The sequence below is a fragment of the Klebsiella sp. AqSCr genome (assembly GCF_008452795.1).
GTDB lineage: Bacteria > Pseudomonadota > Gammaproteobacteria > Enterobacterales > Enterobacteriaceae > Klebsiella > Klebsiella pneumoniae.
Genome location: NZ_MJDM01000001.1, coordinates 65,248 through 92,220 on the forward strand (window position 1 = coordinate 65,248; position 26,973 = coordinate 92,220).

The 26,973-nt window shown below is 55.6% G+C and carries 28 protein-coding genes, 1 tRNA gene and 2 pseudogenes; 19 read left to right on the plus strand and 12 right to left on the minus strand.

From position 1 onward, the window contains the following. Positions 1–5: 5 nt before the first annotated feature. From BHE81_RS00330 to BHE81_RS00350, 5 genes are all read left to right on the plus strand, one after another. Positions 6–785, plus strand: a complete 780-nt coding sequence (locus BHE81_RS00330; RefSeq protein WP_004177513.1) for a PTS mannose/fructose/sorbose/N-acetylgalactosamine transporter subunit IIC — start codon at positions 6–8, stop codon at positions 783–785. Next, entirely contained in the window at positions 763–1,614 is an 852-nt protein-coding gene (locus BHE81_RS00335; RefSeq protein WP_004146068.1) for a PTS system mannose/fructose/sorbose family transporter subunit IID, read from the plus strand. Before BHE81_RS00330 ends, BHE81_RS00335 begins: the two co-directional genes overlap by 23 nt. A 12-nt stretch (positions 1,615–1,626) precedes the next feature. Further along, complete coding sequence (locus tag BHE81_RS00340; RefSeq protein WP_004888694.1) at positions 1,627–2,688, plus strand: SIS domain-containing protein; 1,062 nt, start codon at positions 1,627–1,629, stop codon at positions 2,686–2,688. Between the two features lie 17 nt (positions 2,689–2,705). After that, a complete protein-coding gene (locus tag BHE81_RS00345; protein WP_015959384.1) occupies positions 2,706–3,716 on the plus strand; it encodes an SIS domain-containing protein in 1,011 nt (336 codons plus the stop codon). 133 nt (positions 3,717–3,849) lie between these two features. After that, positions 3,850–4,794: an Rpn family recombination-promoting nuclease/putative transposase gene (locus tag BHE81_RS00350; RefSeq protein ID WP_016831532.1), complete on the plus strand. Its 945-nt coding sequence runs from the start codon at positions 3,850–3,852 to the stop codon at positions 4,792–4,794. A 54-nt stretch (positions 4,795–4,848) separates the two neighbouring features. Here BHE81_RS00350 and opgB read toward each other — a convergent pair whose 3' ends face one another. The 6 genes from opgB to BHE81_RS00380 form a co-directional block, all read right to left on the minus strand. Then, on the minus strand, positions 4,849–7,140 hold the full coding sequence (opgB, locus tag BHE81_RS00355; protein ID WP_004222503.1) for a phosphatidylglycerol--membrane-oligosaccharide glycerophosphotransferase: 2,292 nt from the start codon (positions 7,138–7,140) through the stop codon (positions 4,849–4,851). Between the two features lie 256 nt (positions 7,141–7,396). Further along, on the minus strand, positions 7,397–7,888 hold the full coding sequence (locus tag BHE81_RS00360; protein ID WP_023343070.1) for a DUF2501 domain-containing protein: 492 nt from the start codon (positions 7,886–7,888) through the stop codon (positions 7,397–7,399). Positions 7,889–7,953: 65 nt separating this feature from the next. Further along, a complete protein-coding gene (dnaC, locus tag BHE81_RS00365; protein WP_002887623.1) occupies positions 7,954–8,691 on the minus strand; it encodes a DNA replication protein DnaC in 738 nt (245 codons plus the stop codon). A gap of 2 nt (positions 8,692–8,693) precedes the next feature. Then, positions 8,694–9,233: a primosomal protein DnaT gene (gene dnaT / locus BHE81_RS00370; protein WP_002887624.1), complete on the minus strand. Its 540-nt coding sequence runs from the start codon at positions 9,231–9,233 to the stop codon at positions 8,694–8,696. Positions 9,234–9,335: 102 nt separating this feature from the next. Beyond that, the gene (locus BHE81_RS00375; protein WP_002887631.1) at positions 9,336–9,809 is read right to left on the minus strand and encodes a threonine/serine exporter; all 474 of its coding nucleotides are present in this window, start codon (positions 9,807–9,809) and stop codon (positions 9,336–9,338) included. Next, entirely contained in the window at positions 9,800–10,576 is a 777-nt protein-coding gene (locus BHE81_RS00380) for a threonine/serine ThrE exporter family protein (RefSeq protein ID WP_004146059.1), read from the minus strand. The genes BHE81_RS00375 and BHE81_RS00380 overlap by 10 nt, the downstream gene beginning before the upstream one ends. Positions 10,577–10,855: 279 nt before the next feature. On the opposite strand from BHE81_RS00380, the pseudogene pobA reads away from it, so the two are divergent. The 4 genes and pseudogenes from pobA to bglJ all read left to right on the plus strand — a co-directional run bounded on the left by pobA (position 10,856) and on the right by bglJ (position 14,562). Next, positions 10,856–12,041: pseudogene (gene pobA / locus BHE81_RS00385) on the plus strand (4-hydroxybenzoate 3-monooxygenase). A 16-nt stretch (positions 12,042–12,057) separates the two neighbouring features. Continuing rightward, a complete protein-coding gene (locus BHE81_RS00390) occupies positions 12,058–12,939 on the plus strand; it encodes a helix-turn-helix domain-containing protein (protein ID WP_002887643.1) in 882 nt (293 codons plus the stop codon). Positions 12,940–13,204: 265 nt separating this feature from the next. Next, complete coding sequence (locus BHE81_RS00395; protein WP_002887645.1) at positions 13,205–13,927, plus strand: helix-turn-helix transcriptional regulator; 723 nt, start codon at positions 13,205–13,207, stop codon at positions 13,925–13,927. Next, a complete protein-coding gene (bglJ, locus tag BHE81_RS00400; protein ID WP_002887647.1) occupies positions 13,888–14,562 on the plus strand; it encodes a DNA-binding transcriptional activator BglJ in 675 nt (224 codons plus the stop codon). The genes BHE81_RS00395 and bglJ overlap by 40 nt, the downstream gene beginning before the upstream one ends. A gap of 5 nt (positions 14,563–14,567) precedes the next feature. Here bglJ and BHE81_RS00405 read toward each other — a convergent pair whose 3' ends face one another. Beyond that, positions 14,568–15,026: a YbaK/EbsC family protein gene (locus BHE81_RS00405; protein ID WP_004151383.1), complete on the minus strand. Its 459-nt coding sequence runs from the start codon at positions 15,024–15,026 to the stop codon at positions 14,568–14,570. Between the two features lie 338 nt (positions 15,027–15,364). Here BHE81_RS00405 and BHE81_RS00410 point away from each other — a divergent pair, with 338 nt between their 5' ends. Further along, positions 15,365–16,708: a PTS cellobiose transporter subunit IIC gene (locus BHE81_RS00410; protein WP_002887650.1), complete on the plus strand. Its 1,344-nt coding sequence runs from the start codon at positions 15,365–15,367 to the stop codon at positions 16,706–16,708. Positions 16,709–16,757: 49 nt separating this feature from the next. On the opposite strand, the gene fhuF is transcribed toward BHE81_RS00410, so the two are convergent. The 3 genes and pseudogenes from fhuF to BHE81_RS27980 form a co-directional block, all read right to left on the minus strand. Then, entirely contained in the window at positions 16,758–17,546 is a 789-nt protein-coding gene (gene fhuF, locus BHE81_RS00415) for a siderophore-iron reductase FhuF (protein ID WP_002887652.1), read from the minus strand. Positions 17,547–17,652: 106 nt separating this feature from the next. After that, on the minus strand, positions 17,653–18,699 hold the full coding sequence (locus tag BHE81_RS00420) for a GGDEF domain-containing protein (protein ID WP_002887653.1): 1,047 nt from the start codon (positions 18,697–18,699) through the stop codon (positions 17,653–17,655). 23 nt (positions 18,700–18,722) lie between these two features. After that, positions 18,723–18,892, minus strand: a pseudogene (locus BHE81_RS27980) (hypothetical protein). Between the two features lie 70 nt (positions 18,893–18,962). On the opposite strand from BHE81_RS27980, the gene BHE81_RS00425 reads away from it, so the two are divergent. Beyond that, positions 18,963–19,202 (plus strand): DUF1435 domain-containing protein, encoded by a 240-nt coding sequence (locus BHE81_RS00425; RefSeq protein WP_002887654.1) that lies wholly within the window; start codon positions 18,963–18,965, stop codon positions 19,200–19,202. Between the two features lie 21 nt (positions 19,203–19,223). Here BHE81_RS00425 and BHE81_RS00430 read toward each other — a convergent pair. Together BHE81_RS00430 and rsmC are read right to left on the minus strand one after the other, a co-directional pair. Beyond that, a tRNA-Leu gene (locus BHE81_RS00430) sits at positions 19,224–19,310 on the minus strand. A 171-nt stretch (positions 19,311–19,481) separates the two neighbouring features. Continuing rightward, positions 19,482–20,510 (minus strand): 16S rRNA (guanine(1207)-N(2))-methyltransferase RsmC, encoded by a 1,029-nt coding sequence (gene rsmC, locus BHE81_RS00435; protein ID WP_004177499.1) that lies wholly within the window; start codon positions 20,508–20,510, stop codon positions 19,482–19,484. A gap of 102 nt (positions 20,511–20,612) precedes the next feature. Here rsmC and BHE81_RS00440 point away from each other — a divergent pair, with 102 nt between their 5' ends. The 8 genes from BHE81_RS00440 to BHE81_RS00475 all read left to right on the plus strand — a co-directional run bounded on the left by BHE81_RS00440 (position 20,613) and on the right by BHE81_RS00475 (position 26,962). Continuing rightward, positions 20,613–21,026 carry a DNA polymerase III subunit psi gene (locus BHE81_RS00440; protein ID WP_023343071.1) on the plus strand — a complete coding sequence of 138 codons (414 nt, stop codon included), beginning with the start codon at positions 20,613–20,615 and terminating at the stop codon, positions 21,024–21,026. After that, positions 20,995–21,441, plus strand: coding sequence for a ribosomal protein S18-alanine N-acetyltransferase (rimI, locus tag BHE81_RS00445; RefSeq protein WP_021441160.1), 447 nt, complete (start codon positions 20,995–20,997; stop codon positions 21,439–21,441). The genes BHE81_RS00440 and rimI overlap by 32 nt, the downstream gene beginning before the upstream one ends. 14 nt (positions 21,442–21,455) lie before the next feature. Then, entirely contained in the window at positions 21,456–22,133 is a 678-nt protein-coding gene (yjjG, locus tag BHE81_RS00450) for a pyrimidine 5'-nucleotidase (RefSeq protein ID WP_004146044.1), read from the plus strand. Between the two features lie 90 nt (positions 22,134–22,223). Continuing rightward, complete coding sequence (prfC, locus tag BHE81_RS00455) at positions 22,224–23,813, plus strand: peptide chain release factor 3 (protein ID WP_002887711.1); 1,590 nt, start codon at positions 22,224–22,226, stop codon at positions 23,811–23,813. 219 nt (positions 23,814–24,032) lie between these two features. Beyond that, entirely contained in the window at positions 24,033–24,653 is a 621-nt protein-coding gene (gene osmY, locus BHE81_RS00460) for a molecular chaperone OsmY (protein WP_004146042.1), read from the plus strand. Positions 24,654–24,782: 129 nt separating this feature from the next. Then, positions 24,783–24,944 (plus strand): DUF1328 domain-containing protein, encoded by a 162-nt coding sequence (locus tag BHE81_RS00465; RefSeq protein ID WP_002887716.1) that lies wholly within the window; start codon positions 24,783–24,785, stop codon positions 24,942–24,944. 153 nt (positions 24,945–25,097) lie between these two features. Continuing rightward, positions 25,098–26,171 carry a patatin-like phospholipase family protein gene (locus BHE81_RS00470; protein ID WP_004146038.1) on the plus strand — a complete coding sequence of 358 codons (1,074 nt, stop codon included), beginning with the start codon at positions 25,098–25,100 and terminating at the stop codon, positions 26,169–26,171. Beyond that, the gene (locus BHE81_RS00475; RefSeq protein WP_004192101.1) at positions 26,168–26,962 is read left to right on the plus strand and encodes a metal-dependent hydrolase; all 795 of its coding nucleotides are present in this window, start codon (positions 26,168–26,170) and stop codon (positions 26,960–26,962) included. Before BHE81_RS00470 ends, BHE81_RS00475 begins: the two co-directional genes overlap by 4 nt. Positions 26,963–26,973: the final 11 nt, after the last annotated feature.

The following is a 26,973-nucleotide window of genomic DNA, read 5'->3' on the forward strand; positions in this document are numbered from 1 at the left end:
AGATTATGGTAGAGGCTCTCTTACTGGGTCTGGTGGCGTTTATCGCGCAATCGGAATATGCCTTAGGGACGTCGCTAATTTCACGGCCTATCGTCACCGGGCTGTTGACCGGGCTGGTGCTGGGGGATGTACAGACCGGCGTCATTATGGGCGCGACGCTGGAGCTGGCGTTTATCGGCTCTTTCTCCGTTGGCGCCTCGATCCCGCCCGACGTCGTGACCGGCGGTATTCTCGGCGTGGCGTTCGCCATTACCTCTGGCGCAGGCACAGAAACGGCGTTGCTGCTTGGCCTGCCTATCGCCACGCTGACTTTGATCCTGAAAAATATCTATCTGGGGATGTTCATTCCAATGCTTAGCCAGAGGGCGGACGGGTATGCGGAACGGGCGGATCTCCGCGGCATTGAGCGGATGCATTTGATTGCCGGATTCGGCCTGTCGCTGATGCTTGCCGCGGTGGTCACCGTCTCATTCCTGGTGGGCAGCAACGCGGTGAAATCCCTGCTCGATACGATCCCGGAATTCATCAAACATGGGCTCAGCGTCGCCACCGGCATCATCCCGGCCCTCGGCTTCGCGATGCTCGCCAGGCTGCTGATTAACAAGAAAGTGGCGCCGTATTTTTTCCTCGGTTTTGTGCTGATGGCCTATTTGAAAATCCCGGTGACCGGTATCGCCATTCTCGGCGCCATCGTGGCGGTGGTCATGGTTAACGTCACCGCATTGAATTCACCTCGTATCACGACAGAACAAGGAGTCAGCGATGACGACGAAGATGATTTCTGAAGAGACCCTGCAGCCGCAGGCGCAGGAAGAAACCCGGATTACGCCGCGCGATTTACGCCGGGTGTTCTGGCGCTCTTTCCAGATGGAGTTCTCGTGGAACTATGAGCGGCAGATGAATCTCGCCTTTGTTTACGCGTTGATCCCGGTGCTGAAGAAGCTCTATCCGCGCAGAGAGGAGCTGGCCGCAGCGCTGAAGCGGCATCTGGTTTTTTTCAATACCACGCCGCATATCGTCACCCTGCTGCTGGGGATCACCACGGCGATGGAAGAGAAAAACAGTCAGCAGAAAAACATGGATGCCACTGCGATTGATAACGTCAAAGCCTCACTGATGGGACCGTTAGCCGGGCTGGGTGACTCTTTCTTTTGGGGGACGCTGCGCCTCATCGCCACCGGGATCGGCACCAGCCTGGCGCTGAAGGGCAACATCCTCGGGCCGATCCTGTTTCTGCTGGTGTTTAACGTGCCGCACATTCTGGTGCGCTGGTGTTTTACCCGCTGGGGCTACGTACTGGGCACCGGGGTCCTGCAGCGGATCCAGAAGAGCGGAATGATGGAGAGCCTGACCTACGGGGCGTCGATTATCGGTCTGATGGTAGTCGGGGCGATGACCGCTTCAATGATCGATATCACCATTCCTCTCTCCTTCGGCGCCGGGGAGGCCAAAACCCAGGTACAGGACATTATCAACGACATTCTGCCCTGCATGCTGCCGTTGGTGAGTTTTGGCATCGTCTACTGGCTACTGGGACGGAAAGTTAAACCGCTCTCAATTATTGGCGGCATGGCACTGGTGGGCATTCTGGGTTCGTGGATCGGATTGTTTTAACGGGAGTGAGCTATGCGACCAACAATGATGACATATATCAGTGAAGAGCCAGCCTGCCTGGCGCAGATCCTGCGCGACTACCGGCAAAAGCTGGCGCCGATTGAAACCTTCGCCCGCCAGCACCCGGTACGGCGGATATTATTGCTCGCGACCGGATCGTCGCTGAATGCCGCGCTGTGCGCGCGCTATTTCTTTGAGCAACGCTTCGGTGTGCTGCTTGACATTAAAGAGCCGTACAACTTCACCCATTACGACGCGATCGACCCGCATGCCGATCTGGTGGTGGCGATTTCACAGAGCGGAAAAAGCGCGTCGACGCTGGAGGCGATGCGTAAGGTACAGGCTTCCGGCAAGTCGGTTTTCGCCCTGACCTCAGATCCGCAAAGCCCGATAGGATGCGCCAGCGATGGCGTTCTGGATATTAATACCGGGATCGAGAGCGTAGGGTTTGTGACCCGCGGCTTTAGCGCGACGGTGCTCAACCTGTTGCTGATAGCGCTGATCATTGCTCGTAAGCAGGAGAAAGCCAGCGAGGTCGAGGAGCAGCACTATCTCGCTGAATTGCAGCGGCTGGTAGCGGCGATCCCGGAGGTTATCGTCCGTACCTCGCGCTTTATTGACCGCCATAGCGAAACGCTGCGCAGCGGCGAGCGCTTTGTCGCCACCGGCTACGGCGCGCTGGTTGGCGTGGCGAAGGAGTTCGAAACCAAATTTACCGAGACGGTGCGCGTGCCTTCCAGCGGCTTTGAGCTGGAAGCCTATATGCATGGCCCCTATCTGGAAGCCAATGCCCGCCATGTGATGCTGTTTATTGAAGATACGCCGGACGCGCGAACCCGGGCGCTGCGCGACTATCTGGCGCCGTCCATTGGCCGGGCCTTTACCCTGACGCTGGGTGACGAAGAGGATGCTCAAACGCTGGCGCTAAACTGTCCGTGCGAGCATCACCTGGCGCCTCTGCTGCTGATTGTCCCAGTGCAGATGCTCGCCTGGCATACCGCAGGACTGAAAGGCATCGATCTGGCTAAACGTATTTTCGACGATTTTGACCGCGTCTTAAAAAGTAAAATCTGAATATTCAGGAGAAAACTATGTTGGGTTTTAATCAGGACGAGTACCTGACCAGTGCTCGCGAGATCATCGCTGCGCGTAAACAGGCTGAAACCGTAGCCGACGATATTTATGACAGCGGCTGTAGCGCATTATTTTTTGCTTCGGTAGGTGGTTCCCTGGCGCCGATGATGGCAATTAATGAATTTGCCAAGGAATTAACCAGCGTGCCGGTATATCTTGAACAGGCCGCGGAGTTAATCCATCGCGGACATAAAAAATTAAATAAAGATGCGGTTGTCGTTACGTTATCTAAATCCGGCGATACCAAAGAGTCGGTCGCCATTGCCGAATGGTGCAAGGCACAGGGGATCCGCGTGGTAGCTATTACTCGTCACGCCGACTCGCCATTGGCTGCCGCCGCCAGTTGGCATATTCCGATGTGCCACAAAAATGGCGTGGAATATGAATATATGCTGCTGTACTGGTTATTCTTCCGCGTCATTTTTCGTCACGGCGAGTTTGCTGATTATGCGCGATTTGCCAGCCAGCTCGAGTTACTGCCGGAAAATCTCCTGCAGGCGAAACGCCAGTTCGATCCCCGAGCGGATAGCATTGCCGCGCAATACCATGACTGCGACTATATGATGTGGATTGGCGGCGCGGAAATGTGGGGCGAGGTCTATCTGTTCTCAATGTGTATTCTCGAAGAGATGCAGTGGAAGCGGACGAAGTCGGTGAGCTCCGCTGAATTTTTCCACGGCACCCTGGAGCTGCTGGAAAAAGAGGTTCCGCTGTTTCTGGTGAAAGGCGAGGGGAGATGCCGGGCGCTGGACGAACGCGTCGAGCGTTTTGCCGAAAAAATAACTGACCATCTGGTGGTTATCGACCCGCGCGACTATCCGCTGAACGGCATTGATGACGCGTTCCGCTGGGTTATGGCGCCGTGCGTGGTGTCCACTCTGCTGGTGGACCGGCTGGCGGCCCACTTTGAACACCATACCGGCCACGACCTCAATATCCGCCGTTACTACCGGCAGTTTGATTACTAAGCCGTGTTGATGGCGGCCAGCCGGGCTGGCCGCCATGCTATTCTCCGAGGCGCTTCCCAGAAAATTGTCGTCAAACCCAACCGGGTAAAAACCGGTGATAGAGTCCGGCTTACCTTCTCTTTCAGGCAAGCGGATGGCCATGAAAAAACGGATGACCTCGACGCCGCACGATGCGGTCTTTAAGCGATTTCTTCGTCACCCGGAGACAGCGACTGATTTCCTCACCCTCTACCTTCCCGAAGCGATCCGTCAGCGGTGCGATTTCTCTACCCTGAGGCTGCAGTCGGCGAGCTTTATCGATGAGGATCTGCGCGCCTGGTATTCAGATGTCCTCTGGTCGGTGCAGACCACCTGCGGCACGGGGTATGTTTACGTGGTGATAGAGCACCAGAGCTCACCGGATAGCCATATGGCCTTTCGCCTGATGCGCTATGCGATTGCCGCAATGCAGCGCCACCTGGATGCCGGGCACAAAACGCTGCCGCTGGTGGTGCCGATGCTTTTTTATCACGGTGCAACCAGTCCGTATCCTTTTTCCCTCAACTGGCTGGATGAATTTGCCGACCCGCAGCTGGCGAAGACGCTGTATGGCTGTCCGTTTCCATTGATCGACGTGACGGTGATGCCGGACGATGACATCGTGCAACATCGGCGAGTCGCCTTGCTGGAGCTGATGCAAAAACATATTCGCCAGCGCGATCTCAGCGGCATAACGGAGTCGTTGGCGGCCGTTGTGATGCTGGGATACACTAACCGTCGGCAGTTGAGAATGCTGTTTCACTATATGCTGCAGTACGGTAATACGGCCGAGCCGGGCGTGTTTCTCCGCCGGCTGGCCCGCCGTCTGCCACAGTATGAGGAGACATTGATGTCTATCGCGCAAAAGCTTAAGCAGGAAGGTCGGCAACAAGGCCGACTGGAAGGCCGGGAAGAAGGGCACCTGGAGGGCTTGCAGGAAGGCAGCCGACGCGAGGCGCTGCGCATTGCCGGCAGTATGTTACAGAATGGCCTCGACAAAGAGATGGTACAGAAGATCACCGGACTGTCGGCTGATGAACTACAGCCGCTGTGTGGTTAACGTCCTGCCACGACAACCGCTGCCCGGCGCGAAAATTCGCCGGGCAGGATTGCGTTAGCCTTCGCTTTTCACCACTTTGATCTCCACCATGCCGATCCCCAACTGACGCGGGGAGTGGCCGAGGATATTGCCCTCGTTAGTGGTTTGCGGGTCCGGCGGGGTGATGATCAGCGTGTTGCTGCGCGTTGGGTTGTCAAAGTGCAGCGTCGTGGTAGTCACGTCATTATCCAGAGTGAGCACTTGCTCACTTTCTCCAACTCGCACCGGAATCGGCTTATTAGCGTTTGGGCCATAAGCTTTGGCGGTGATCACCAGATCAAATTTCTCCGGCAGCGGCTCTTTATATTCAATCTTCACGTCGCTGCCCAACTGAGCATTGGACCACCGCCCCCACGACTCGGGACGCGAAATACCGCTGAACTGTTTAACCTCTTCCGGGGCGCCAGCGACGTTAAACACGAAGCTGTCGGCCTTATAGCGAATATCGTTGTCGACAATTTTCAGCGTATCGACGTTGCCCTTATAGCGCTCCATATCGATAAGGGTGTCCCTGAAGGCGGTCTTGCCGTGCCACTGCGGCTTATCAACGTGCTGGACCTTCTGCTCACCCCCCAGCTGTCCCTGCGAGACGCACCAGTCGGTGGAGAGCGCCAGCTCAGGCGACCACAGCTGGCCCATTTTATAGCAGCGATCGACCCACACGAAATTATCCCGTGGCGCGAAATCGGCCAGCTGGAAGCGCAGCGGCGCAGAGTATTCACTCTCCGGCAGCGGTTCTACGCGCTGGTCAGATACCCGCAGCAGCAGCGGCAGGCGGAAATGGCTGCCGGAGAAAGCGATCATATTTTTTTGCGAGTCGATGGTGAAATTCTTCATTTCTTTGGGGAAATTCCACAGGCGGATCACGTCAGGCTTCCATGCCAGGACTTTCTCTTTCATATTCATGAAAATACCGGAGAGCGACTGGCCGGAGAGGCTGCTACGCCCGAGGCCGATATAGTTATCGCCGCCGAGAATATCCAGCACCGTCGCGCCGTTATCCATGGTGTTGCGTTTCACCGCCAGGGTCTCCTGCTGCGGTTTATCGCCGCGCAGGACGAAGAACAGATTGCTGCGATCGTGCTTGTTGAGATAATCCCAGGCGCTGTTCTTCATGGCCAGGTGATCGGAAGAGACCACGATGACCGTGTTTTTGAAATAGGGTGAGGCTTTAATCTTTTCTATCAGCGCGGCGATATGTTCCTGACTGCAGCTAACGGCGCTGAAAGAGAGGTTTTTCTTGCCGTCCACATCATAGCGTTTACGCTCGCAGGTGCGTGAGATAAAACCGTCGGGATGGTGGGTATCCACCGTCAGGGCGAAGAGCGAGAAGCGTTTCCCGGACTGCGACAGCTCTTCGAATTTTTTCCAGGTCTCGTCGAGCACAGTGTCGTCATAGAAGCCCCAGTCGTTGCGGTAGGTAGGATCCGCCACCGTAGTTTTTAGCTCTTCCGCCCCGTACAGATGATCGAAGCCGTGGGATTTAAGAAACACGTCTTTGCCGGCAAAGCGCAGGTTAGCCCCCTGCACAAAGTAATTCTCGTAACCGGAGTTCTTCAGAATATCGCCAAGGCAAATATTCTGTGGAAAGAAGCTGGAGACTGAGGCTGAGGCATTACCTTCGAACGGCGCGAACAGCGGAATGCCGCACTGTGAGGCGACCATGCCGGCGATAGTGTAATCGGTCCCCGGCAGCTGCATGGTATTGCTGAAATCAATGGCCTCAGCTTTAATTCTGCCAAGCTCAGGGGTGAGGTTGGGGAAGGCGTCGTTATCAAAATAGGTGCGCTCGAGACTTTCGCCATAGATATAGACCAGGTTCAGCTGCGGATTGTCGATTTGCTTCGACGGCTCTTTATAGTACGCGGCAAAGTCTGGATCGCCCTCGCGTGACTGGGATTTCACCAGCTCGCTGATCTGATGGAAGGCCGGGCTGGCATCAACGGAGGCCAGCGCCAGCAGTAGCGCCGCCAGGCTGTAACCGACGTGATGAGGATGATGCCGACGGCGGCGCAGCACCCAGCCGAGGGCGCCAAAGACGGCGACCAGTGCGACGGCCACGCCGACCCCCGGCAGTATATATTTGCCGATCCCGGCGCCGGTCAGGCTGTTGGTCAGAGTGTAGAGTACCGCGTCGTTGATGCCGTCGCCGGTGAAGTAGTCACTGGCGTAGAGGGTGATATTCAGCACCACGAACAGGCCTAACACCGTGAGCGTGGCGGCAAACCACCAGGTGTTACGACCCGCTTTCCAGGCATACAGCACCACCGAAGCTAAAAATAAGGCGATGGATAACAACTCTGACACAGCTCATCCTCATTAATGCCAGTTATCGGCTGGCAGAACAGATTACTTTTCAAGCCCCACTGTAATTGCAGCGCCATCTTGCTGCAATTCTAGCGTCATGAAAGTGTGCAGTTATTCAGAATTGGCTTAGAAGTTGCCTTTTTTGATCGGCATCGCATCGGGCGAAATGGGAAAACGGAACAGGAAAACTGCAAAAAAAGCGTTTCAGGCCGCGGCGCCGCCGCGAAGGCAACAAATGCGGCCTTGTCAGTCAGGATCAGGAGAGGAAATTAACACCCTGTTTTAAGACCAGATCGCAGGCTTTGGTTTTTACCTGTTTCGCCAGCGAGCTATTGCCGAGCGTATTCAGGTCCAACTGCTGGCCGTTTTTGCTGTTGAGCAGCCCCTGCAGGCCATCCAGATAGCTGGTGTCCTGTTTTTGTTTTTCCGGCGTGCTAAGCCCCAGTTTATCCAGCACCTGATTTTTGACGTTATCGGCGCTGGTCACGGAGGCCAGCTTCTGTTTCGCGCAATATGACAGTATCCCGGCCGCATTATTCATGCTGCTGGCGGTCAGGGATTGGCTGCTGCCGTTGAGCAGGCTGGTTAGCGAGGAGACGGACATGCCGCCGCTGGCCTGGGCGTTATTGCCGCTGAGCTGGCTGGCAGCGCTGTTAAGGGAATCCTGCCAGGAGGCGGCGTGGGCGCCAGAGAGGGTAAACGCGCTAACGGCAAGCGCGGCAATAACGCTATTTTTAAACGATTTCATAGACGGACTCATAAGCGTGACTGAATAATCGCTTTAGTATAACGCCGTCGTCGCCCGGAAATCTCTTAATACTCCTTGCCTGTAACGCGGTGCCGGTAACTTTCCCAATTGAAGATAACCCACAGGCTGTTGCCGAGCCGCATACGGTCCATCACCCGCTCGCCGAGCAGTTTGTTCATCTCTTCCATATTGCTGTTGGTGAGCATCCCGGTAGGTCGTTTGGAGGATGAGCGCCGGTCAACTATCTGATTGATAATGACTTTTTCATAGCGAGACTCCGTCTGCATACCAATTTCATCGATCACCAGCAGGTCGACCATGCTGAGGTCGTTAAGCAACTGTTCTTCGCTCGTTTCCCGGTTGCCGAAGGTATCTTTCATCGCCGACATAATATCGGCCACGGTGATGATTAAGACCGACTTCCCGCGCAGCAGCAGCTCGTTGCAAATGGCTGCCGCCAGGTGGTTTTTGCCAGTGCCCGGTTTACCGGAGAAGATAAAGCTGGCGATATTGCCATCGAACTCTTCCACGTACTGGCGCGCCCGGGCGAGCGCATTCATCTGCCCCTCGCACTCGACGCGATAGTTATCAAAGGAGCAGTTCTGATGCAGCGGGCGGATCCCCGAGCGGTTGAAGGTGCGCTGCATTTTCATCGCGCGATTCTCTCGCTCCAGCGCTTCGGAACGCAGCCGGCCTTGCTCTTTTTGCCAGGCCAGCAGCTCTTCGCCGGTTTTAAACGCCGGTTCAATATGTGCCGGCATCATTTTCTGCAGGCGTTTCATCAGGTCGCCAACGTTTTTCATGCTCATCCTCGGAAACCTCGCGGAATATGGCTGTCGGGTTCGCTAACGCTGTTCACATCGCGCTTCGGCTGTCCGCCGTTGCTGGCGCGGCTGATTTGCACGCTACGCGCCAGCTTCTGCTGCCACTGCACGTGGTGAAAGACTTTACCTTCCGCCTGCCAGTAAGCGACGAAAGCGGCCAGCTCTTCCGGCGTGACTGGCTGGCTCAGGGCAATGCCCCACAGCGCGGCCAGGCGCTGAAAATCGGCGTCAGGCTGCCATCCGGCGTACATAGCAAATTTGCCCATCGGCACCGCAACCGGCGCCGCGGCGGGCTCCTCGAAAAACTGCGGGTCAAGCGCGATGTCGCTGCCGGGGCGCGCCAGCCTGGCTTCCAGCTCCAGCAGTTGCGCCAGCCGCGCTGGCGTCAGCGCATAGAATGCCGGCGCGTTATTGGCAAAAACGGCAACGGTGCCGTCAGTCGATTTTGCCAGCAGCGCCGCGTGCTGCTGGAGGAACTCTTCCAGGCCGCTAAAATGGGAGGTTAAAATTCGCGAAGACATAACTCTATCTCAACTCTGAACTGCAAAGAGTGGGGTGATCTGCACATAGTAGCACAGAGGCCATCGCGGAAGGAGCGTCGCGGATTAACCGCGACGTCGGGGTTAGACGCGAGGACGCTTACGATACAGCCACAGGCCGGGTATCGACAGGCCAATCGAAAGGGCGCCCACAATCGAAGAGGCCTTTAAAAAATTGCTCAGCAGCAAAATCATCATCTCTTCCGAATAACCAAAATGACTGATTTTTACCGCGGAAATCATCGCCGTGTAGGCTGAGATGCCAGGAAACATCGGGATCACGGCGGCGACGGTAAAAATCTTCGGATGCGCCAGATACCAGCGCGACCATTGAATGCCAATGCTGCCCACCAGCAGAGCGGCGAGAAAGGTGGCCCATTCAATGTTAAAACCGGCGCTCATCATGATCATACGCGAGCCATGGCCAATCGCCCCCAGCAGCGCGCACCAGCGCAGAGCGCGCTGAGGGACATTAAAGACCATCGCAAACCCGACGGCGGGGATCGCCGCCAGCAGCATGTCTTCCGCCAGCGCAAAAATAAATGAGATTATGCCCATCCGCGCAGCCCCCATACGGTCATGGCCATCACCACGCCAATGCAGGTGGCTAGGGTTAGCAGGCTGGCGATCGCCCAGCGGGCGAGTCCGGTATTGATATGCCCTTTAAACATATCGGCGACGGCATTGATTAATGGAAAACCCGGGACCAGCAGCAGGACGCTGGCGGCCATGGCAATGGTCGGCGTGCTGGCAAACGCCGGGAGGCGCAGCAGCAGCCCGGAGATGGTGGTGGCGACAAAGGCGGTGATGCAGAAGTTGATCTGCGGATGCATGGAGCGATGGGTCAGCACCTGGCGAATGTACATGGCTACCGTGCTGGCGCAGAAGCTGACCAGCGCCCCATCCCAACCGCCGTTATTCAGTTTGCAGAAACAGGCGCAGGAAAGACCCACCATCAGCACCAGCAGCCAGCGCGGATAGCGCAGGGGAACGATCTGCGCAAAACGCTTCTCGACGTCGCGATAGTCCAGCAGCTTATGCTCGGCGAGGATCACAATGTGCTGCACTTCCGTCACCACATGCATATTAATGCCGCGATCGACATTTTTGCGCGTAGAGGTAAGACATTCGCCATTTTTAATGGTGGTCAGGACGATGGCATTCGAAGAGATGGCGCTTTCAACGCTGTCCATCCCCAACGCCAGCCCGAGACGTGTTGACAGTTCCTCCACCAGCGCACTCTCGGCGCCGTGCTGTAACAGAAAAAGACCACACTGGATGCATAAACGTGTGATTGCCCGCTGCTGTGTCCGATCAACCTGCATACTTCCTCTATTGTCCACGACGCCTGGTATCTGCCGATACTTTAACCTGAAGCGCAGTGGCGGCTGAGGGGGGTGGGATCAAATAATGTGCAAAAATTCCCGGTCTGCGGGGCGGCAGAATTTGAAGCATCCCACACTTTTGCCAGTATGGTGAAAAGTGCAATTTTTGTCGCCATTCATCCCTTCTTTTTCCCCACTGACTTATCAAAAATGCAGAAAAGCACTTTTATTAAACAAAAATTATACTAATAATTAACCCTGCAAGAGTGAGACATCCCTATGAAGACACAGGTCGCGATTATTGGCGCGGGCCCCTCCGGGCTGCTGCTGGGGCAGTTGCTGCACAACGCCGGGATCCATACCGTGATCCTTGAGCGTCAAACGCCGCAGTATGTGCTGGGGCGCATCCGCGCGGGAATTCTGGAAAGCGGTACCGTTGATCTGCTGCGCGAAGCGGGCGTGGCGCAGCGGATGGATGCCGAAGGCCTGGTGCATCATGGGGTGGAGTTTCTGTTTGACGGCCAGCGGGTGCCCGTCGCACTGAGCGAGCTAACCGACGGTAAGAGCGTAATGGTTTATGGCCAGACCGAAGTCACCCGCGATCTGATGGCTGCCCGGGCCGCCAGCGGCGCGCCGATCGTCTATGGCGTGAGCGAGGTGGCTATCCATGACGCCAAAAGCGACCGGCCGACGATCACCTACCTCAGCGAAGGGGAAACCTGCCGTCTGGAGTGCGATTTTATTGCCGGTTGCGACGGTTTCCACGGCGTATCGCGGCAAAGTATTCCAGCTGGCATTTTGCAGACCTACGAGAGCGTGTGGCCGTTTGGCTGGCTAGGCCTGCTGGCGGATACGCCGCCGGTCAATCCGGAGCTTATTTATGCGCACCATCAGCGGGGGTTTGTATTGTGCAGTCAACGCTCACTGACTCGCAGCCGCTATTATCTGCAGGTTCCGCTGAGCGATAAGGTTGAAGCATGGTCGGACGAGCGCTTCTGGCAGGAGCTGAAAAGCCGCTTGCCGGAGGAGCTGGCATCCAGGTTAGTGACTGGTCACTCACTTGAGAAGAGCATTGCCCCCCCTGCGTAGCTTCGTCGTGGAGCCGATGCAATATGGGCGGTTGTTCCTGGTGGGGGATGCGGCGCATATCGTTCCGCCAACCGGGGCGAAAGGATTAAATCTGGCGGCATCGGACGTGAACTATCTGTGGCGGATTCTGCGCGAATACTACCATCGTGGCCGCAGCGATCTGCTGGCGGCCTACTCGCAACTGGCGCTGGATCGGGTCTGGAAAGGGGAACGCTTTAGCTGGTTTATGACCCGCCTGCTGCATGATTTTCCGGATCAGAACGCGTTCGACGCTAAAATGCAGGCCGCCGACCGCCGCTACTATCTGGGCTCGCGCGCCGGGCTGACCACTATCGCGGAAAACTACGTGGGCTTGCCCATGGAGCGTGTCGCCTGAATTAAGAGGAGTCATCATGCCGTTCGTTCAAACCGTGCCCGTATTTAAGCTGTATGGCGAAGAGTGCGGCTGGCCGACGCCGGACCTGCTGCACTGTGAGTCGATTTTACAGCGCAGCAGCCTGTATCAGTGGCATATTCGCGTCCATCAGCATGCGGAAATGGTCCAGCTTCTCTATCTGCATCAGGGGCGGGCGGAGATCGAAATTGAAGGCGCCACCGCGGTGATGACGGAGTCCTGCATCCAGGTGGTTCCCGCCCTCTGTATTCACGGGTTTAATTTTTCACCCGGGACGCAAGGGTTTGTGCTCTCTCTGGCGCTGCCGCTGCTGAGCCGGTTTGAAAATCAGTTCGGTCGCCCTCTGGATGTGCTTAGCGTGCCGCAGTGTGTGCCGGTGGGCCGTTCTCGCGGGCGCATGCATACGCTGTTTTCAGCGCTTCGCGAGGAGTACTGCGAAGAGCACGATGCGCGAGAAATGATGCTCTATTCGCTGCTGGGGACGCTGTTGGTCTGGCTGAACCGACAGTGCCATCCCGCGTCCCCCGCGGAAGATAAAGCGGAGCGGAAGCGCAGCATGATGCGCCACTTCGCCCGCCTTATCGAGAGCCACTACCGACAGCATCTCCCGTTGGCGGAGTATGCGAAGCTGATTGGACTGTCGGTTACGCACTTAAATTATTTATGTCGTGAGTTTTATGGCTGTAGCGCTCTTGGAGTATTGCATCAGCGGTTGATGCTTGAAGCGCGACGCAATCTGCAGTACACCCGCATGACGATTACACAACTCTCTGATTATTTGGGGTTTAGCGATGCAGCCTATTTTTCGCGTTTTTTCCGTCGCTATAGCGGTATGTCACCCAAAGCATTTAGAGAAACAATTAAAGATAATGCTTCATAATGTTCAGTACTGAAATTATTTTTGCTAAATAATGTTTTTATCTTTTCTAATTTATTAGCGCAGGAACGTCTGTGTTAATATTAATCGCAAGTATACACGGCAATAATATTTTACACGGTATGACCACGGTTCGGTCGTTACGTATATCGTGTGCGCAGGCCATGAATATGATTTTAATATTCATCCAGGAAATGATATGGCGATAAAGTCGCTCGCCGATCGTTTGCAGGCAAGCGAAGGAACTTCGACAGGAAGCGGAGGTGTTATGTTACCAGGACAAGGTAAGTTTGGCGTCGTTATTAGTAAAATTCCCGTCATGCAATCAGGGTTAAAGGTGATCTTCAATGAGAACCTCCCTGATTACGAACTGAGTTTTTGTCGTTCTCATGATGAGCTCACCCTTTTACAACTGCGGCGGGCGGTGCTGGTTGTCGCGGATATCTCCGGCGAGATTGCGCACCCCCGAGCCGTCTGCGAGCGTTATTACTCCCTCATGACTCAGTACCGTGATATTCACTGGGTTTTTATGGTCAGCGACAGCCTCTATCCGTTGGCCGTTGAGCTATTAATTCGTCCTGAAAGCTCGTTGATCTCCGAGAGCGAGCCGGTTAACCGGCTGATTGAGGTGATTTGCGCCGGTAGCCGTGCGGCTGAACAGATTAGCCGTACGCTGTTTGCCGGGGATGAGGACAGCGATTTCGCAAGCTACCACTCTGCGGCGATGCTCACTCTTTCAGAGCGTAAAGTTCTGCGCCTTCTGGCGAAGGGTTGGGGAATAAACCAGATCGCCGCGCTGTTGAAAAAGAGTAATAAGACGATCAGCGCGCAGAAAAACAGCGCAATGCGTCGCTTATCGCTACGCAGCAACGCTGAAATGTATGCCTGGATCAACAGCGCGCAGGGAATGCAAGAGCTGAATATCAATTCAGCTTACGGGGAGCAAATGGAATGGAAAAAAATAGTACAACCCGCCATGTCGCCATCGTAGAAAAATGCGTGATGACGGAAATGGCATGGCGCTATATCTTTAGTCGTGAAGATAATCGCCGTTATCATATTCATCTGTTTAAAAATGTCAGTATGCTCAGGGCGGCGGAAATACCGTTTCCCTGGTCAACCATTATTTTTTCTCTTTCGGGAAGTCGTTCTTCACGAGCCGAGAGTCTGCTCTTTGTTCATGAAATGGCGCGGTGCCGGCCGGAAGTCCAAACGATTATTCTGGCTAATAATGAAAGTGAAATGCACCTGATCGGCCATCTTATGCCGGCCTGTTTGCACGGCATACTGAATAAATCCGCGCCGCGACGCGGGCTACAGGAGCGTTTGCTGCAGCTACTGGACAATCATCATCTCAGCGGCAGCGAACAATTTTGCGACAGAGAGGCGTGCAACGATCCGCTAAGCCCGACGGAGCACGCCATCCTTCGGTATATGTCGTGGGGATATTCGCTTTCTGATATTGCGATACAGCTCAACCGGAATATTAAAACGATCCGCGCGCATAAGTTTAACGCCATGACCAAGCTCGGAGTTCGCTCAGACATTGGTTTATTAAACGCGGCGGATATCCTGTTGCATTTACCGCTCAATAGTACGACCAGCGCCGTTAAACAGGTAGCGTAATGCGTCTATAAACACACATCTACCCATGTTGCATCGGTGAGCTGCGCCATGCGTTCTGGTTCAATGCGAACCGCGCTATGGATGGCTCCCGCTGCGGGTAGTACTTCCTGATAATGTCTGAGAGAGACGTCGCAGTAGACTGCCAGCGGGTTTTCCAGACCAAACGGGCAAACGCCGCCGACCGGATGACCGGTCCAGGTAACCACTTCATCGCTGCTTAGCATGCGTGCTTTCGCGCCAAAGGTCTCTTTCAGCTTTTTATTATCCAGCCGCGCATCGCCCCTGGCGACGATCAGTACAATCTTATCTTTGATCTTGAGCGACAGCGTTTTGGCAATTTGCCCCGGCTCAACGTTGTGTGCGGCAGCGGCAAGTGCGACGGTGGCGGTACTCTGATTTAACTCAATAATTTCGATATCGGGGGCGTGTTCGGCAAAAAACTGCCGTACAGACTGCAGACTCATTGGATTCTCCTGATTTAAGCCTGGTTAAATCTGTCACAAGCCTGGCGGAGTGTAAATATCAGCGCGGACAATCCAGATTCTTTCTATTTTGTCGATCTCCTTCACAATCGCCGTAACCGGTTACTGTAACCGGTTGCGGTTATCTGCATTGAGATGAATACTGGAACAGTCACTTCTCCTTTTATTTATAACAAAAGAGCCGTGTATGAATCGTTGCCTCATGAGCAGTATAGCCGGTTGCACAATCCGCCAGCGGCCTGCTGCGTCAAAAAGCGGTCATCGTAACGGCAGGGTAATCGTTGTTGGGCCAGTATCAATAGCCTGTCAGGAGGGCTACTATGTCTGCTAACCATGCTGCGTTTAATTTGATATTTCGCTTTGTAGAAAATTACATAAGCCCCATAGCAGGGCGGATCTCGTCGCAGCGCCACGTCATGGCTATCCGTGACGGATTTATCTCAGCGATGCCGTTTATGATCGTCGGATCGTTCCTGTTAGTGTTTGCTTATCCACCGTTCTCACCGGATACCACCTGGGGTTTTGCCCGCGCCTGGCTGGATCTGGCGAAAGAGTTTGAGGGGCGTATTCTGACCCCCTTTGATATGACGATGGGGATCATGTCGATCTACATTTGCGCGGCAATCTCCTATAACCTCGGTAAGCATTACGAGAAATCCAATCAGCTCGATCCCTTTATGTGCGCAATGCTGTCGATCATGGCCTTTTTGCTGATTGCCGCGCCGAAGACCAATGGCACGCTGCCGGTGGATAGCCTCGGGGGGACCGGGATCTTTACCGCCATCCTGGTGGCGATCTACTGCGTGGAGATGATGCGTTTCTTGAAAGCGCACAACATTGGGATCCGCTTGCCGGACCAGGTTCCGCCGATGATCAAAAACTCGTTTGATCTGTTGATCCCGGTGCTGGTGGTCGTGCTGACGCTCTATCCGCTGAGCCTGTTTATCCAGCACCATTTTGACATGCTGATCCCGCAGGCCATTATGGCCATTTTCAAGCCGCTGGTTTCGGCAGCCGACTCTCTGCCGGCAATTCTGTTGGCGGTGCTGATCGGCCACCTGCTGTGGTTTGCCGGGATCCACGGTGCGGCGATCGTGTCCGGGATGCTGCAGATGTTCTGGCTGACTAACCTCGGTATGAACCAGCAGGCGCTGGCCCAGGGCGCGCCTCTGCCGCATATCTTTATGGAGGCGTTCTGGACCTTCTTTATCGTGGTCGGAGGTTCCGGGGCGACCATGGGACTGGTGTTCTGTTATCTGCGCAGCCGTTCAGCGCATTTGCGCTCCATTGGTCGTTTGAGCGTGGTGCCAAGCCTGTTCAATATCAACGAGCCGGTGATCTTTGGGACGCCTATCGTCATGAACCCAGTGTTCTTTATTCCGTTCCTGCTGGCGCCGATGGTGAACGCGGTGCTGGCCTGGGCGGCAATGAAGCTGGATCTGATTGGCCGCGTCATCTCCGTCGTACCATGGACGGCGCCAGCGCCAATTGGCGGCGCCTGGGCGCTGGGCTGGGATTTCCGGGCGGCGATTCTGGTCATTGTTCTGGCCTGCGTGTCGGCAATCATCTACTTCCCATTCTTTAAGGTATATGAGAAACAGCTGCTTGCTCAGGAAGCGGAAGAGGCCGAGCGGGCGGAGCAGGAGAGTCAACAGACCGCATAAATAGCAACGGGCGGTAAAGGCCGCCCGTTACTTTTCAGGTAAGTGGTAATTATTTAAGCGTACAGTCGCCGCACTGTTGGACATCCGGCAGGCGATAGCGCTGACAGCAGGTGCGTCGGACTAACTGCCCTTCACGCAGCATCACCGTTCGCCACAGCGGGTTATCCTGGCCATCGGCGAGTTGTTTTTCAAAAAAACAGTGCTGACGTAGCGCGGCAAGCCGCTCATCACCCAGCAGCGCGCGCATTTCCCCAAGATACCAGTTAATCAGATAGCCGGTATTGCTCCAGATAAGTTTGCTATTGATTTCGCCCGTCGCTGCCAGCGCCTCAACAACCGGCTGCAGGGTGCGCGTTACCAGGGCATCCATTCGCGCCTGCGGTGAAAGCCTCTCGATGTCGGCATCGCTATGCACATCAATCCAGAAGCAGGCCGCCCGGCCGCTTTCATGAAATTCGACATGGAAATGTTCTGGCGCCAGGCTGAGGCCTTGCGGTTCATTGAGCAGCGCCAGCATCAGCGGCGGCACCAGCAGACCGATATACCATTGCGCCCAGAGCGAGAGCAGAGGCTTCTGTTCCCGAGGCAGCGTCGGCTGATGACGATAGATATGATCGGACCAGGTGGCCAGCAGGGAGCGCAAGGCGATGGGTTGCGACCATTCGGCAAGCGTTAACGCGTGCCGTGGGGCGGGTTCGTCAAGTCGCAGGAAATCAAGCAGGTGTGGACGCAGGGTGGCGATTTTTTCCCGAATACTCTCCGCCAGGGCATGCTCAGCCGTCGGCAAAGGAGCCCGCCAGATAAGTTCATCGCTGAGAGGAAGGGAACGCCAGGCCATTCGATTTCCAGATACAAATCTAAATGATAATGATTACTGATATTAGTTGCTTGCAGGCGGCATGGCAAGGCTTTTATCGGCGCCGCGATGTCGCAGCGCGCGCAGGTCAACTGGCAAGAATAATGTTGCGGCCTTTATTTTTGGCCTCATAGAGTGCGCCGTCGGCGCGCGCCAGCGCTTGTTCAATGTTGTCATTAATGAGCGGCGTCAGGCCAATACTGATGGTGACGTTGGTGGCGACGCTTTCATTAAACATATGCGGGATCTTCAGGTCATAGACCCGCTGACGTATACGTTCGGCTGTCTTCCAGGCCGTTTCTTCGCTGCTATTGGTCAGCAGCACCATAAACTCCTCTCCACCAAAGCGGGCGACAATATCGCGTGAGCGTACAGCGTTGCGAATGGCAGCAGAGACGCGAATAAGCGCCTGGTCACCCATCATATGACCATAGTGATCGTTATAGGCCTTGAAGTGATCGATATCGAGGAGCAGCACGTAGTGGTTGTCGCCGTCCAGCGCCAGCAGGGTATCGAGGCGGTTCTGCAGTCCGCGGCGATTATACAAACCGGTCAGGGGATCGAGCATACTGAGATCGTTGAGCGTATTGCGTTCATGCATCAGTTTATCCATTAAACCCTGCGTAAAGGCATCGCTGCGCTTCTGGATAATATTTTGCAGGGTAATACCGGCTATAGGCAGCATAAAGCAGTAAGTCATACGCAACCATTGTTCCCCCTCCGCCATTATCAGGCAGGCAAGGAAAGTTGGTAAAGAGTGGAGGGTAAAGGCAGTGATATTATTGGAAAAAGCGATGGTGCCGATAAACAGAATGCTTAATAGGGCGATCACCAGATAGTTAAAATGCGGCGGTGTCAATAGCATCGCTTTTGTCACTACGTGCCATGCCCATAGCATGCCAAATAACAACGAGATAGTGGGAATATTTATTTTCGATTGCGGCCATTTCCAGTGCCAGAGCAGCAGCAGCCCGCTGCAGACGACGATCAGGGCGCAGGGCAGCGTAAAACGAACTACCGTAAATAGGGGGGTGACCAGCGACAGCGAGGAAGAAATGAAATTAAGCAGTAAAAAAAGCCGTAAGGAATATTGATATTTTTGTGCGTAGTGTGCTCGCCAGGTTTGTGCAGTCATATCGGAAGAATCATTATTAGTCGTTAAATTTCAAAATGATGAAAGCCAAAAATGAAGAGTCTGATAACAATGTGCAAAAAAGGTTATTTGCAAAATAAGCAAAATATTTAATATATATCGATAATCCGCTTAATTTATCACCTTCATGAATGTATGTCATTACCGCGAACGTAAAGAAAAAGGGGCAGAGCACGTCGCAAATGACAAATGATAAAGATTATCATATGATATTGGTTATCATTATCGTTGTGAGAGGTGAAACCATGCTGCAGCGAGCATTAGGAAGCGGCTGGGGAGTGATGATTCCCGGCGCGCTAATTGTCGCTCTCGGGTATGCCGGAGTGTCGGCTGACGTATGGCGGGTACTGGTCGCGGTGGGCATGCTGATGTCCGCGGCGATGATCTGGCATCGTCAATTGCGCCATTTTATCCTGCTGCCATCGTGCGTCGCATTGATTGGCGGAATAATGCTGATGATTGTGGATATTAAACTGAGAGGATAATGCCGGGAGAGGGAAGAATATTGGTGCGAGGGGGGGGACTTGAACCCCCACGTCCGTAAGGACACTAACACCTGAAGCTAGCGCGTCTACCAATTCCGCCACCTTCGCATACCATCGATACTCTGAAAGTATCGTTACCACGGAGGCGCATTCTAGTGGTTTTCGGCGACACGTCAATAGTTAATTATGCAGGTTGTATCGATTGCTGCAAAAATGGGCGGATTTGCCCGCGGGAAGCGCCAGCGGTACCAGGAGCGGGCCGCCGGCGTGAAAAGACGATTATTTTTTCGCCTGACGGGTCATAATGGTGCGATAGACCTTAAAGCGCCCGGTCTGAGCGATCACCTCATGGAAGCCGAACGTCTCATCCAGCACCTGCGGATACGGCAGGAAGGCGTTGGCGACAATGCGCAGCTCGCCGCCGCTGTTCAGATGGCGAACTGCGCCGCGGATCAGCGCCTGGGCGGCTTCGAGACTGGTCTGCAGGCCGTCATGGAATGGCGGGTTGGAGATGATCATGTCGAAGCGACCATTGACCTCGGAGAAGACGTTGCTGGCAAACACATCGCCAGCCAGGCCGTTGGCGGCAAGCGTCGCGCGGCTGGCTTCGACCGCCGGGGCGCTGACGTCGCACAGGGTGAGGCGCACTTTCGGTGAATGGCTGGCCAGCGCGGCGGCCAGCACGCCCGCGCCGCAGCCGACGTCGAGCACTTTCCCTTTGGTATGCGGCTCGAGGGTGGAGAGCAGCAGCTGGCTGCCGACGTCCAGACCGTCGCGGCTGAAGACGCCCGGCAGGGTTTTTATCGTCAGATTATCCAGTGTGTATTCGCCCCAGAATGCGTCGGCGTCGAAGGTCGGCTGCTTTTCCAGACGGCCATGATAGAGGCCACAGCGGCGGGCGCTATCCACTTTGTTTAATGGCGCGTATTCAGCCAGCATCTGCTCCGCGCTGCGGACGCCGCTGCGGTTTTCACCGACGACGAAAATGTCGCTTCCCACCGGCAGCAGAGAGAGCAGGTTCATCAGCTGGAACTGCGCCTCTGGTTTGTTCTTTGGCCAGTAGTAGATCAGGGTGTCGCATTCGGCGACGTCAGCGGCCTCAGCCACTAAGCTAAAACGGACGGTGTCACCCATCTGGCGGTTGAGGACCTGCCAGTGGTGGAACTGTTGGGTGTGGGCGCGGCTGGCCGCGGTATCCAGACGCGCAGGCAGGTCATCCTGCAGGTCACCGGCAAACAGAACGCGGGCGGACTCGAAATCATCACTGTGGCGCAGCAAGACTTCACTTGCCGGGGTAAAAGCGGACATGAAACACTCCTTCATTAAGACTGGCGCCGATTATAGTAGTTTGTTGGCGCAGATACGACGGATTTGCTATATTGCGCGCTTGTTTAACAGGAGTGTTTCGCTATGACATCCCGACGAGACTGGCAATTACAGCAGCTGGGCATTACCCAGTGGTCGCTGCGCCGACCGGGGGCGTTGCAGGGCGAAATCGCTATCTCGCTTCCTGACCATATTCGTCTGGTGATGGTGGCGGAAACCCCGCCGTCGCTGACAGAGCCGCTGATTGGCGACATATTACGCGCGCTGGCCGTGACGCCAGATCAGGTCCTGCAGCTGACCCCGGAGTGGGTGGCGATGCTGCCGCAGGACAGCCGCTGCAACAGCTGGCGGTTGGGCACAGAGGCGTCGCTGCCGCTGGCGGGCGCCCAGGTGTCCACCCCCGCTTTTGATGAACTCCAGACCAGCGCGCCGGCTCGCAGGGCGCTCTGGCAACAAATCTGCGCACATGAACACGATTTCTACCCTCAGCACGGCTGATTTAACCAAAGCCTGGCACATCGAAAAACGCGCCCACGCTTTCCCGTGGAGCGAACAGACTCTGGCCACTAACCAGGGGGAGCGCTATCGCAACTATCAGCTGTCGGTAGATGGCGAAATGGCGGCTTTCGCCATTACGCAAGTGGTGCTGGATGAGGCGACGCTGTTCAATATCGCCGTCGATCCCGCGTACCAGCGCCGCGGCCTGGGGCGAGTGCTGCTGGAGCATGTCATTGATGAAGTCGAAAAACTCGGCGTCGTCACGCTGTGGCTGGAGGTGCGAGCATCCAACGTTGCCGCCATCGCGCTGTATGAGAGCGTAGGCTTCAATGAGGCAACCATCCGCCGCAACTACTATCCTACGACCGACGGACGCGAAGACGCCATTATTATGGCTCTGCCAATCAGTATGTAACACAAGGTGATACGATGAAATGGGACTGGATTTTCTTTGATGCCGATGAAACGCTGTTTACGTTTGATTCTTTCAGCGGCTTGCAGCGGATGTTTCTCGACTACAGCGTGACCTTTACCGCCGAAGATTTTCAGGACTATCAGGCCGTGAACAAGCCGCTATGGGTGGATTACCAAAACGGCGCCATCACCTCGCTACAATTACAGCATCAGCGTTTTGATAGCTGGGCGGAACGTTTGAATGTGCCGCCCGGGGAACTCAACGACGCGTTTATGAATGCGATGGCGGAAATCTGTGCCCCGTTGCCGGGTGCGGTCTCGCTGCTCAACGCGCTGCAGGGCAAGGTCAGAATGGGCATCATCACCAACGGCTTTACCTCGCTGCAGCAGACTCGTCTGGAGCGGACAGGTTTACGCGATCACTTTGATTTGCTGATTATTTCTGAACAGGTGGGTGTCGCCAAGCCGGATGCGCGTATTTTCGATTATGCGCTGGCGCAGGCGGGTAACCCACCGCGCTCGCGGGTGCTGATGGTCGGCGATACCGCCGAGTCGGATATTCGCGGCGGCGTGAACGCCGGACTGGCGACCTGCTGGCTCAATGCGCATCAGCGCGAGCTGCCGGCGGACCTCGAGCCGGACTGGACGGTGACCTCGTTAAGCGAACTGGAGCAGCTCCTGTGTAAACACTGATTGCCTCCCCCCCGTTGATGGGTAAAATAGCCGCAATTTTTCGTATTCCACATGCGTGGCCCATGGCCGCGTTTACTTAGAAGATTAATTATGACGTTGTCTCCTTATCTGCAAGAGGTGGCCAAACGCCGCACTTTTGCCATTATTTCTCACCCGGATGCCGGTAAGACCACCATCACCGAAAAGGTGCTGCTGTTCGGACAGGCGATTCAGACCGCCGGTACAGTAAAAGGTCGTGGTTCCAGCCAGCACGCGAAATCCGACTGGATGGAGATGGAAAAGCAGCGTGGTATCTCGATCACCACCTCGGTAATGCAGTTCCCGTATCATGACTGCCTGGTGAACCTGCTGGATACCCCGGGGCACGAAGACTTCTCCGAAGATACCTACCGTACCCTGACGGCGGTGGACTGCTGCCTGATGGTGATTGACGCGGCAAAAGGCGTCGAAGATCGGACCCGTAAGCTGATGGAAGTCACCCGTCTGCGCGATACGCCGATCCTCACCTTTATGAACAAACTCGACCGTGATATCCGCGATCCGATGGAGCTGCTGGATGAAGTCGAGAACGAGCTGAAAATCGGCTGCGCGCCGATTACCTGGCCTATCGGCTGCGGCAAGCTGTTCAAAGGCGTTTATCATCTCTACAAAGACGAAACCTACCTGTATCAGACCGGTAAAGGCCACACCATCCAGGAAGTGCGTATCGTGAAGGGGCTCAACAACCCGGATCTCGACGCGGCGGTGGGGGAAGACCTGGCGCAGCAGCTGCGTGACGAGCTGGAGCTGGTGCAGGGAGCGTCGAATGAGTTCGACAAAGATCTGTTCCTGGCCGGGGAAATCACCCCGGTCTTCTTCGGAACCGCGTTAGGTAACTTCGGCGTTGACCATATGCTGGATGGCCTGGTGGAGTGGGCCCCGGCGCCGATGCCGCGCAACACCGACACGCGTGAAGTCACCGCCACGGAAGAGAAATTCACCGGCTTCGTGTTTAAAATTCAGGCCAACATGGATCCGAAACACCGCGACCGCGTGGCTTTCATGCGGGTGGTGTCCGGCAAATATGAAAAAGGCATGAAGCTGCGTCAGGTGCGTATCGGCAAGGACGTAGTGATTTCCGACGCGCTGACCTTTATGGCGGGCGATCGCTCGCACGTTGAAGAAGCGTACCCAGGCGATATCATCGGCCTGCATAACCACGGCACCATTCAGATTGGCGATACCTTTACCCAGGGCGAGATGATGAAGTTCACCGGTATTCCGAACTTCGCGCCGGAACTGTTCCGTCGTATTCGCCTGAAGGATCCGCTGAAGCAGAAACAGCTGCTGAAAGGGCTGGTTCAGCTCTCTGAAGAGGGCGCGGTCCAGGTCTTCCGCCCGATCGCTAATAACGATCTGATCGTTGGCGCCGTCGGCGTGCTGCAGTTTGACGTGGTGGTAGCGCGTCTGAAAAGCGAATACAACGTGGAAGCGATTTACGAATCGGTCAACGTGGCCACCGCGCGCTGGGTTGAATCTACTGACGTGAAGAAGTTCGAAGAGTTCAAGCGGAAAAATGAAGTTCAGCTGGCGCTGGATGGCGGCGATAACCTGACCTACATCGCCCCGACAATGGTCAACCTGAACCTGACGCAGGAGCGTTACCCTGACGTGGTGTTCCGCAAAACGCGCGAGCACTAATCCCTGACGAAGCGCGGCGCAGGCCGCGCTTTTTTCTGATTACGCCCCCGTTCCCTTCCTTCTGGAAAGTTCTTAAAACACCGCTAATTCGTCTGTTTTTTATCCATATCCTCCGCAACCCCTTCGTCTGTCTACTATATTTAATTCGTGTTTTTAAAAATGCTGGCGTAATTCACTGCGATAAGACGCCAGCGCTGGTGAAAAAACGAGGACATAACGATGACCAGACTAAAGAATGCCAATATGTTGCTGGCGCTCTTCTTAGGCTTAGCCGCGTTGAACGCCTCGGCAGAGACGGAAAAAACAACGGTAGACAGTGCGAAGTCGGCTGCCAGCAATGCGGGAGAGGCGGTAGATAATTCGATTAACAAAGTCGGCGATTTTATGGATGACAGTACCATTACCGCACGGGTAAAAGCGGCGCTGATCGACCATAAAGATATTAACTCCGGCGATATTTCGGTGAAAACGGAGAATAAAGTGGTCACCCTCAGCGGCGACGTCACCAGTGCTGAACAGAAAAGTCAGGCACTGAGCGTAGCGAAAGAGGTCAAAGGCGTCTCACACGTTAACGACAAGCTGACGGTCCATCATAAATCATCGAGCGAGACGGCGACGCTGAAAGGCTATGCCGGGGATACCGCCATTACCAGCGAAGTGAAAGCCAAGCTGCTGGCGGATGACATTGTCCCTTCGCGCAATGTGAAAGTCGAAACCAACGCCGGCGCGGTACATCTGACCGGTACGGTGGCTTCCGCGGCGCAGGCGGAGCGTGCCGCAGAGATTGCGAAAGCGGTCTCCGGTGTGAAAAGCGTGCGCAACGATCTTAGCGTTAAGTAAACCGAGTTATTAACAAAAGTGTTGTCTGGCCAAGGTTGCCGAACGAATAGCAGCATCCACTGGGCGATGAGCTATACAGAAAGGGTGCGCAAACCGCTGTTCACCGTCCATTATGGTAAGGAGAAAAGTATGTTTCGATGGGGAATTATTTTTCTGGTCATTGCATTAATTGCTGCGGCTCTGGGCTTTGGTGGTCTGGCGGGTACGGCCGCTGGCGCTGCGAAAATCGTCTTTGTCGTCGGGATTATCTTGTTCCTGGTGAGCCTGTTTACAGGACGCAGACGTCCTTAGGCGGCCCGCGATGCGGGCGATACTGAAGCCTAAGCATTTTTACTGACACGTCATCTTACACAAAGCCAGTCCTGAGGACTGGCTTTCGCGGTTTAAGCGGCGGGCAAATTGCGTTACCTTGTCAGGAGAAGATCAATCGAACAGGAAAGCAGGGTGGGGCAACGCATTCCCGTCACGCTGGGCAATATCGCCCCGCTGGCGGTTAAACCCTTCCGACCAGGCAAGCTGGCGCTGGTATGCGAAGGCGGAGGACAGCGAGGGATTTTTACTGCCGGGGTGCTGGACGAATTTATGCGCGCCGGATTTAACCCCTTTGACCTGATGCTGGGTACTTCCGCCGGCGCGCAAAACCTCTCCGCCTACATGTGTAATCAGCAAGGCTATGCCCGCAAAGTTATCACCCGCTACACCACTTCACGCCAGTTTTTCGATCCGATGCGCTTTGTGCGCGGCGGCAACCTTATCGATCTCGACTGGCTGGTTGAGGCCACTTCGCAGCAAATGCCGCTTGCCATGAACTATGCCGAAGCGCAGTTCGCGTTGGGCAAAGAGCTGTGGCTATGCGCTTGCCGCGGTGACGATTACTCCGCCAGCTATTTTTCGCCGACGCCGCAAACGTGGCTGGATCTGATCCGCGCCTCCAGCGCCATCCCCGGCTTTTATCGCAGCGGCGTGTTGCTCGACGGCGTTAGCTACCTGGACGGCGGCGTCAGCGATGCGATCCCGGTGCAGGAGGCGGCCCGCCGCGGCGCCCAGACCATCGTGGTGATCCGTACCGTCCCTTCGCAGATGTTTTATACCCCGCAGTGGTTCAAGCGGATGGAGCGCTGGCTGGGAGAGAGTAGTCTGCAACCGCTGGTCAATTTGGTGCATCATCACGAAACCACCTACCGCGCCATCCAGCAGTTCATCGAGAAACCGCCGGGTAAGTTGCGGATCTTCGAAATCTATCCGCAGCGGCCGCTGCGCAGCATGGCGCTTGGCAGCCGACTACCGGCGCTGCTGGAGGACTACAAAACCGGGCGCCAGTGCGGCCGTTATTTCCTGGCAACGGTGGGTAAACTACTGGCCGACCAGCCGCCGCTGCTGCGCCACGCGCCGCGTATTGCCCGGCCCGCGCCGGTGGTGGTGCCGCCGGTGCCGGTGGCCAATGAAGCGCCCCAGGCGACCATCATTCCTGCGCCCCAGGCGAATGACCCCAGTTTTGATCATGAGGATCTGGCGTGACGCACCGTTTTATCGATACCCACTGTCACTTTGATTTTCCCCCCTTTGCGGCAGATGAGGTCGCCAGCCTGGCGCGTGCGGCGCAGGCCGGCGTCGGGCGAATTATCGTTCCAGCCATCTCTGCTGAGCGTTTTAGCCGCGTGCTGGCGCTGGCAGCTCAGCACGAAGCGCTGTACGCCGCGCTGGGTATGCATCCGATCGTCATCGAAGAGCATACTGATGAGGGACTGGCGCAGCTGGAAGCCTTGATGGCGCAGCGGCCGCCTAAACTGGTGGCGGTGGGAGAGATTGGCCTCGATCTTTATCGCGACGATCCGCAGTTTGATCGTCAGCAGGCGCTGCTGGAAGCGCAGCTGAGGCTGGCGAAGCGTTACGATCTGCCGGTGATCCTCCACTCCAGACGCACCCACGATAAGCTGGCGATGCTGCTGAAAAAACATGCCCTGCCGCGTACCGGAGTCATCCATGGCTTTGCCGGCAGCCTGCAGCAGGCCGAGCGCTTCGTTCAGCTTGGCTATAAGATCGGCGTTGGCGGCACCATTACCTATCCCCGCGCCAGTAAAACCCGTGAAGTGATGGCGCGTCTGCCGCTTTCCGCTCTGCTGCTGGAGACCGATGCGCCGGATATGCCGCTAAATGGCTTTCAGGGACAGCCCAATCGACCGGAACAAGCTGCACGGGTATTTGAGGCGCTGTGTGAACTGCGTCCGGAGTCGCCGGCAGCCATAGAAGAAGGGATCATGCACAATACGCTCGCCTTGTTTTCCCTTCCCCCGGTCTCTGTATGGTGATCAATTTCTCA

Excerpts from the sequence above, each read along its gene's own strand:
- BHE81_RS00330 (WP_004177513.1), top strand. The coding sequence starts at position 6 with ATGGTAGAGGCTCTCTTACTGGGTCTGGTGGCGTTTATCGCGCAATCG.
- BHE81_RS00335 (WP_004146068.1), top strand. The coding sequence starts at position 763 with ATGACGACGAAGATGATTTCTGAAGAGACCCTGCAGCCGCAGGCGCAG.
- BHE81_RS00340 (WP_004888694.1), top strand. The coding sequence starts at position 1,627 with ATGCGACCAACAATGATGACATATATCAGTGAAGAGCCAGCCTGCCTG.
- BHE81_RS00345 (WP_015959384.1), top strand. The coding sequence starts at position 2,706 with ATGTTGGGTTTTAATCAGGACGAGTACCTGACCAGTGCTCGCGAGATC.
- BHE81_RS00350 (WP_016831532.1), top strand. The coding sequence starts at position 3,850 with ATGGCCATGAAAAAACGGATGACCTCGACGCCGCACGATGCGGTCTTT.
- BHE81_RS00360 (WP_023343070.1), bottom strand. The coding sequence starts at position 7,888 with ATGAAATCGTTTAAAAATAGCGTTATTGCCGCGCTTGCCGTTAGCGCG.
- dnaC (WP_002887623.1), bottom strand. The coding sequence starts at position 8,691 with ATGAAAAACGTTGGCGACCTGATGAAACGCCTGCAGAAAATGATGCCG.
- dnaT (WP_002887624.1), bottom strand. The coding sequence starts at position 9,233 with ATGTCTTCGCGAATTTTAACCTCCCATTTTAGCGGCCTGGAAGAGTTC.
- BHE81_RS00375 (WP_002887631.1), bottom strand. The coding sequence starts at position 9,809 with ATGGGCATAATCTCATTTATTTTTGCGCTGGCGGAAGACATGCTGCTG.
- BHE81_RS00380 (WP_004146059.1), bottom strand. The coding sequence starts at position 10,576 with ATGCAGGTTGATCGGACACAGCAGCGGGCAATCACACGTTTATGCATC.
- BHE81_RS00390 (WP_002887643.1), top strand. The coding sequence starts at position 12,058 with ATGCCGTTCGTTCAAACCGTGCCCGTATTTAAGCTGTATGGCGAAGAG.
- BHE81_RS00395 (WP_002887645.1), top strand. The coding sequence starts at position 13,205 with ATGTTACCAGGACAAGGTAAGTTTGGCGTCGTTATTAGTAAAATTCCC.
- bglJ (WP_002887647.1), top strand. The coding sequence starts at position 13,888 with ATGGAAAAAAATAGTACAACCCGCCATGTCGCCATCGTAGAAAAATGC.
- BHE81_RS00405 (WP_004151383.1), bottom strand. The coding sequence starts at position 15,026 with ATGAGTCTGCAGTCTGTACGGCAGTTTTTTGCCGAACACGCCCCCGAT.
- BHE81_RS00410 (WP_002887650.1), top strand. The coding sequence starts at position 15,365 with ATGTCTGCTAACCATGCTGCGTTTAATTTGATATTTCGCTTTGTAGAA.
- fhuF (WP_002887652.1), bottom strand. The coding sequence starts at position 17,546 with ATGGCCTGGCGTTCCCTTCCTCTCAGCGATGAACTTATCTGGCGGGCT.
- BHE81_RS00420 (WP_002887653.1), bottom strand. The coding sequence starts at position 18,699 with ATGACTGCACAAACCTGGCGAGCACACTACGCACAAAAATATCAATAT.
- BHE81_RS00425 (WP_002887654.1), top strand. The coding sequence starts at position 18,963 with ATGCTGCAGCGAGCATTAGGAAGCGGCTGGGGAGTGATGATTCCCGGC.
- rsmC (WP_004177499.1), bottom strand. The coding sequence starts at position 20,510 with ATGTCCGCTTTTACCCCGGCAAGTGAAGTCTTGCTGCGCCACAGTGAT.
- BHE81_RS00440 (WP_023343071.1), top strand. The coding sequence starts at position 20,613 with ATGACATCCCGACGAGACTGGCAATTACAGCAGCTGGGCATTACCCAG.
- rimI (WP_021441160.1), top strand. The coding sequence starts at position 20,995 with ATGAACACGATTTCTACCCTCAGCACGGCTGATTTAACCAAAGCCTGG.
- yjjG (WP_004146044.1), top strand. The coding sequence starts at position 21,456 with ATGAAATGGGACTGGATTTTCTTTGATGCCGATGAAACGCTGTTTACG.
- prfC (WP_002887711.1), top strand. The coding sequence starts at position 22,224 with ATGACGTTGTCTCCTTATCTGCAAGAGGTGGCCAAACGCCGCACTTTT.
- osmY (WP_004146042.1), top strand. The coding sequence starts at position 24,033 with ATGACCAGACTAAAGAATGCCAATATGTTGCTGGCGCTCTTCTTAGGC.
- BHE81_RS00465 (WP_002887716.1), top strand. The coding sequence starts at position 24,783 with ATGTTTCGATGGGGAATTATTTTTCTGGTCATTGCATTAATTGCTGCG.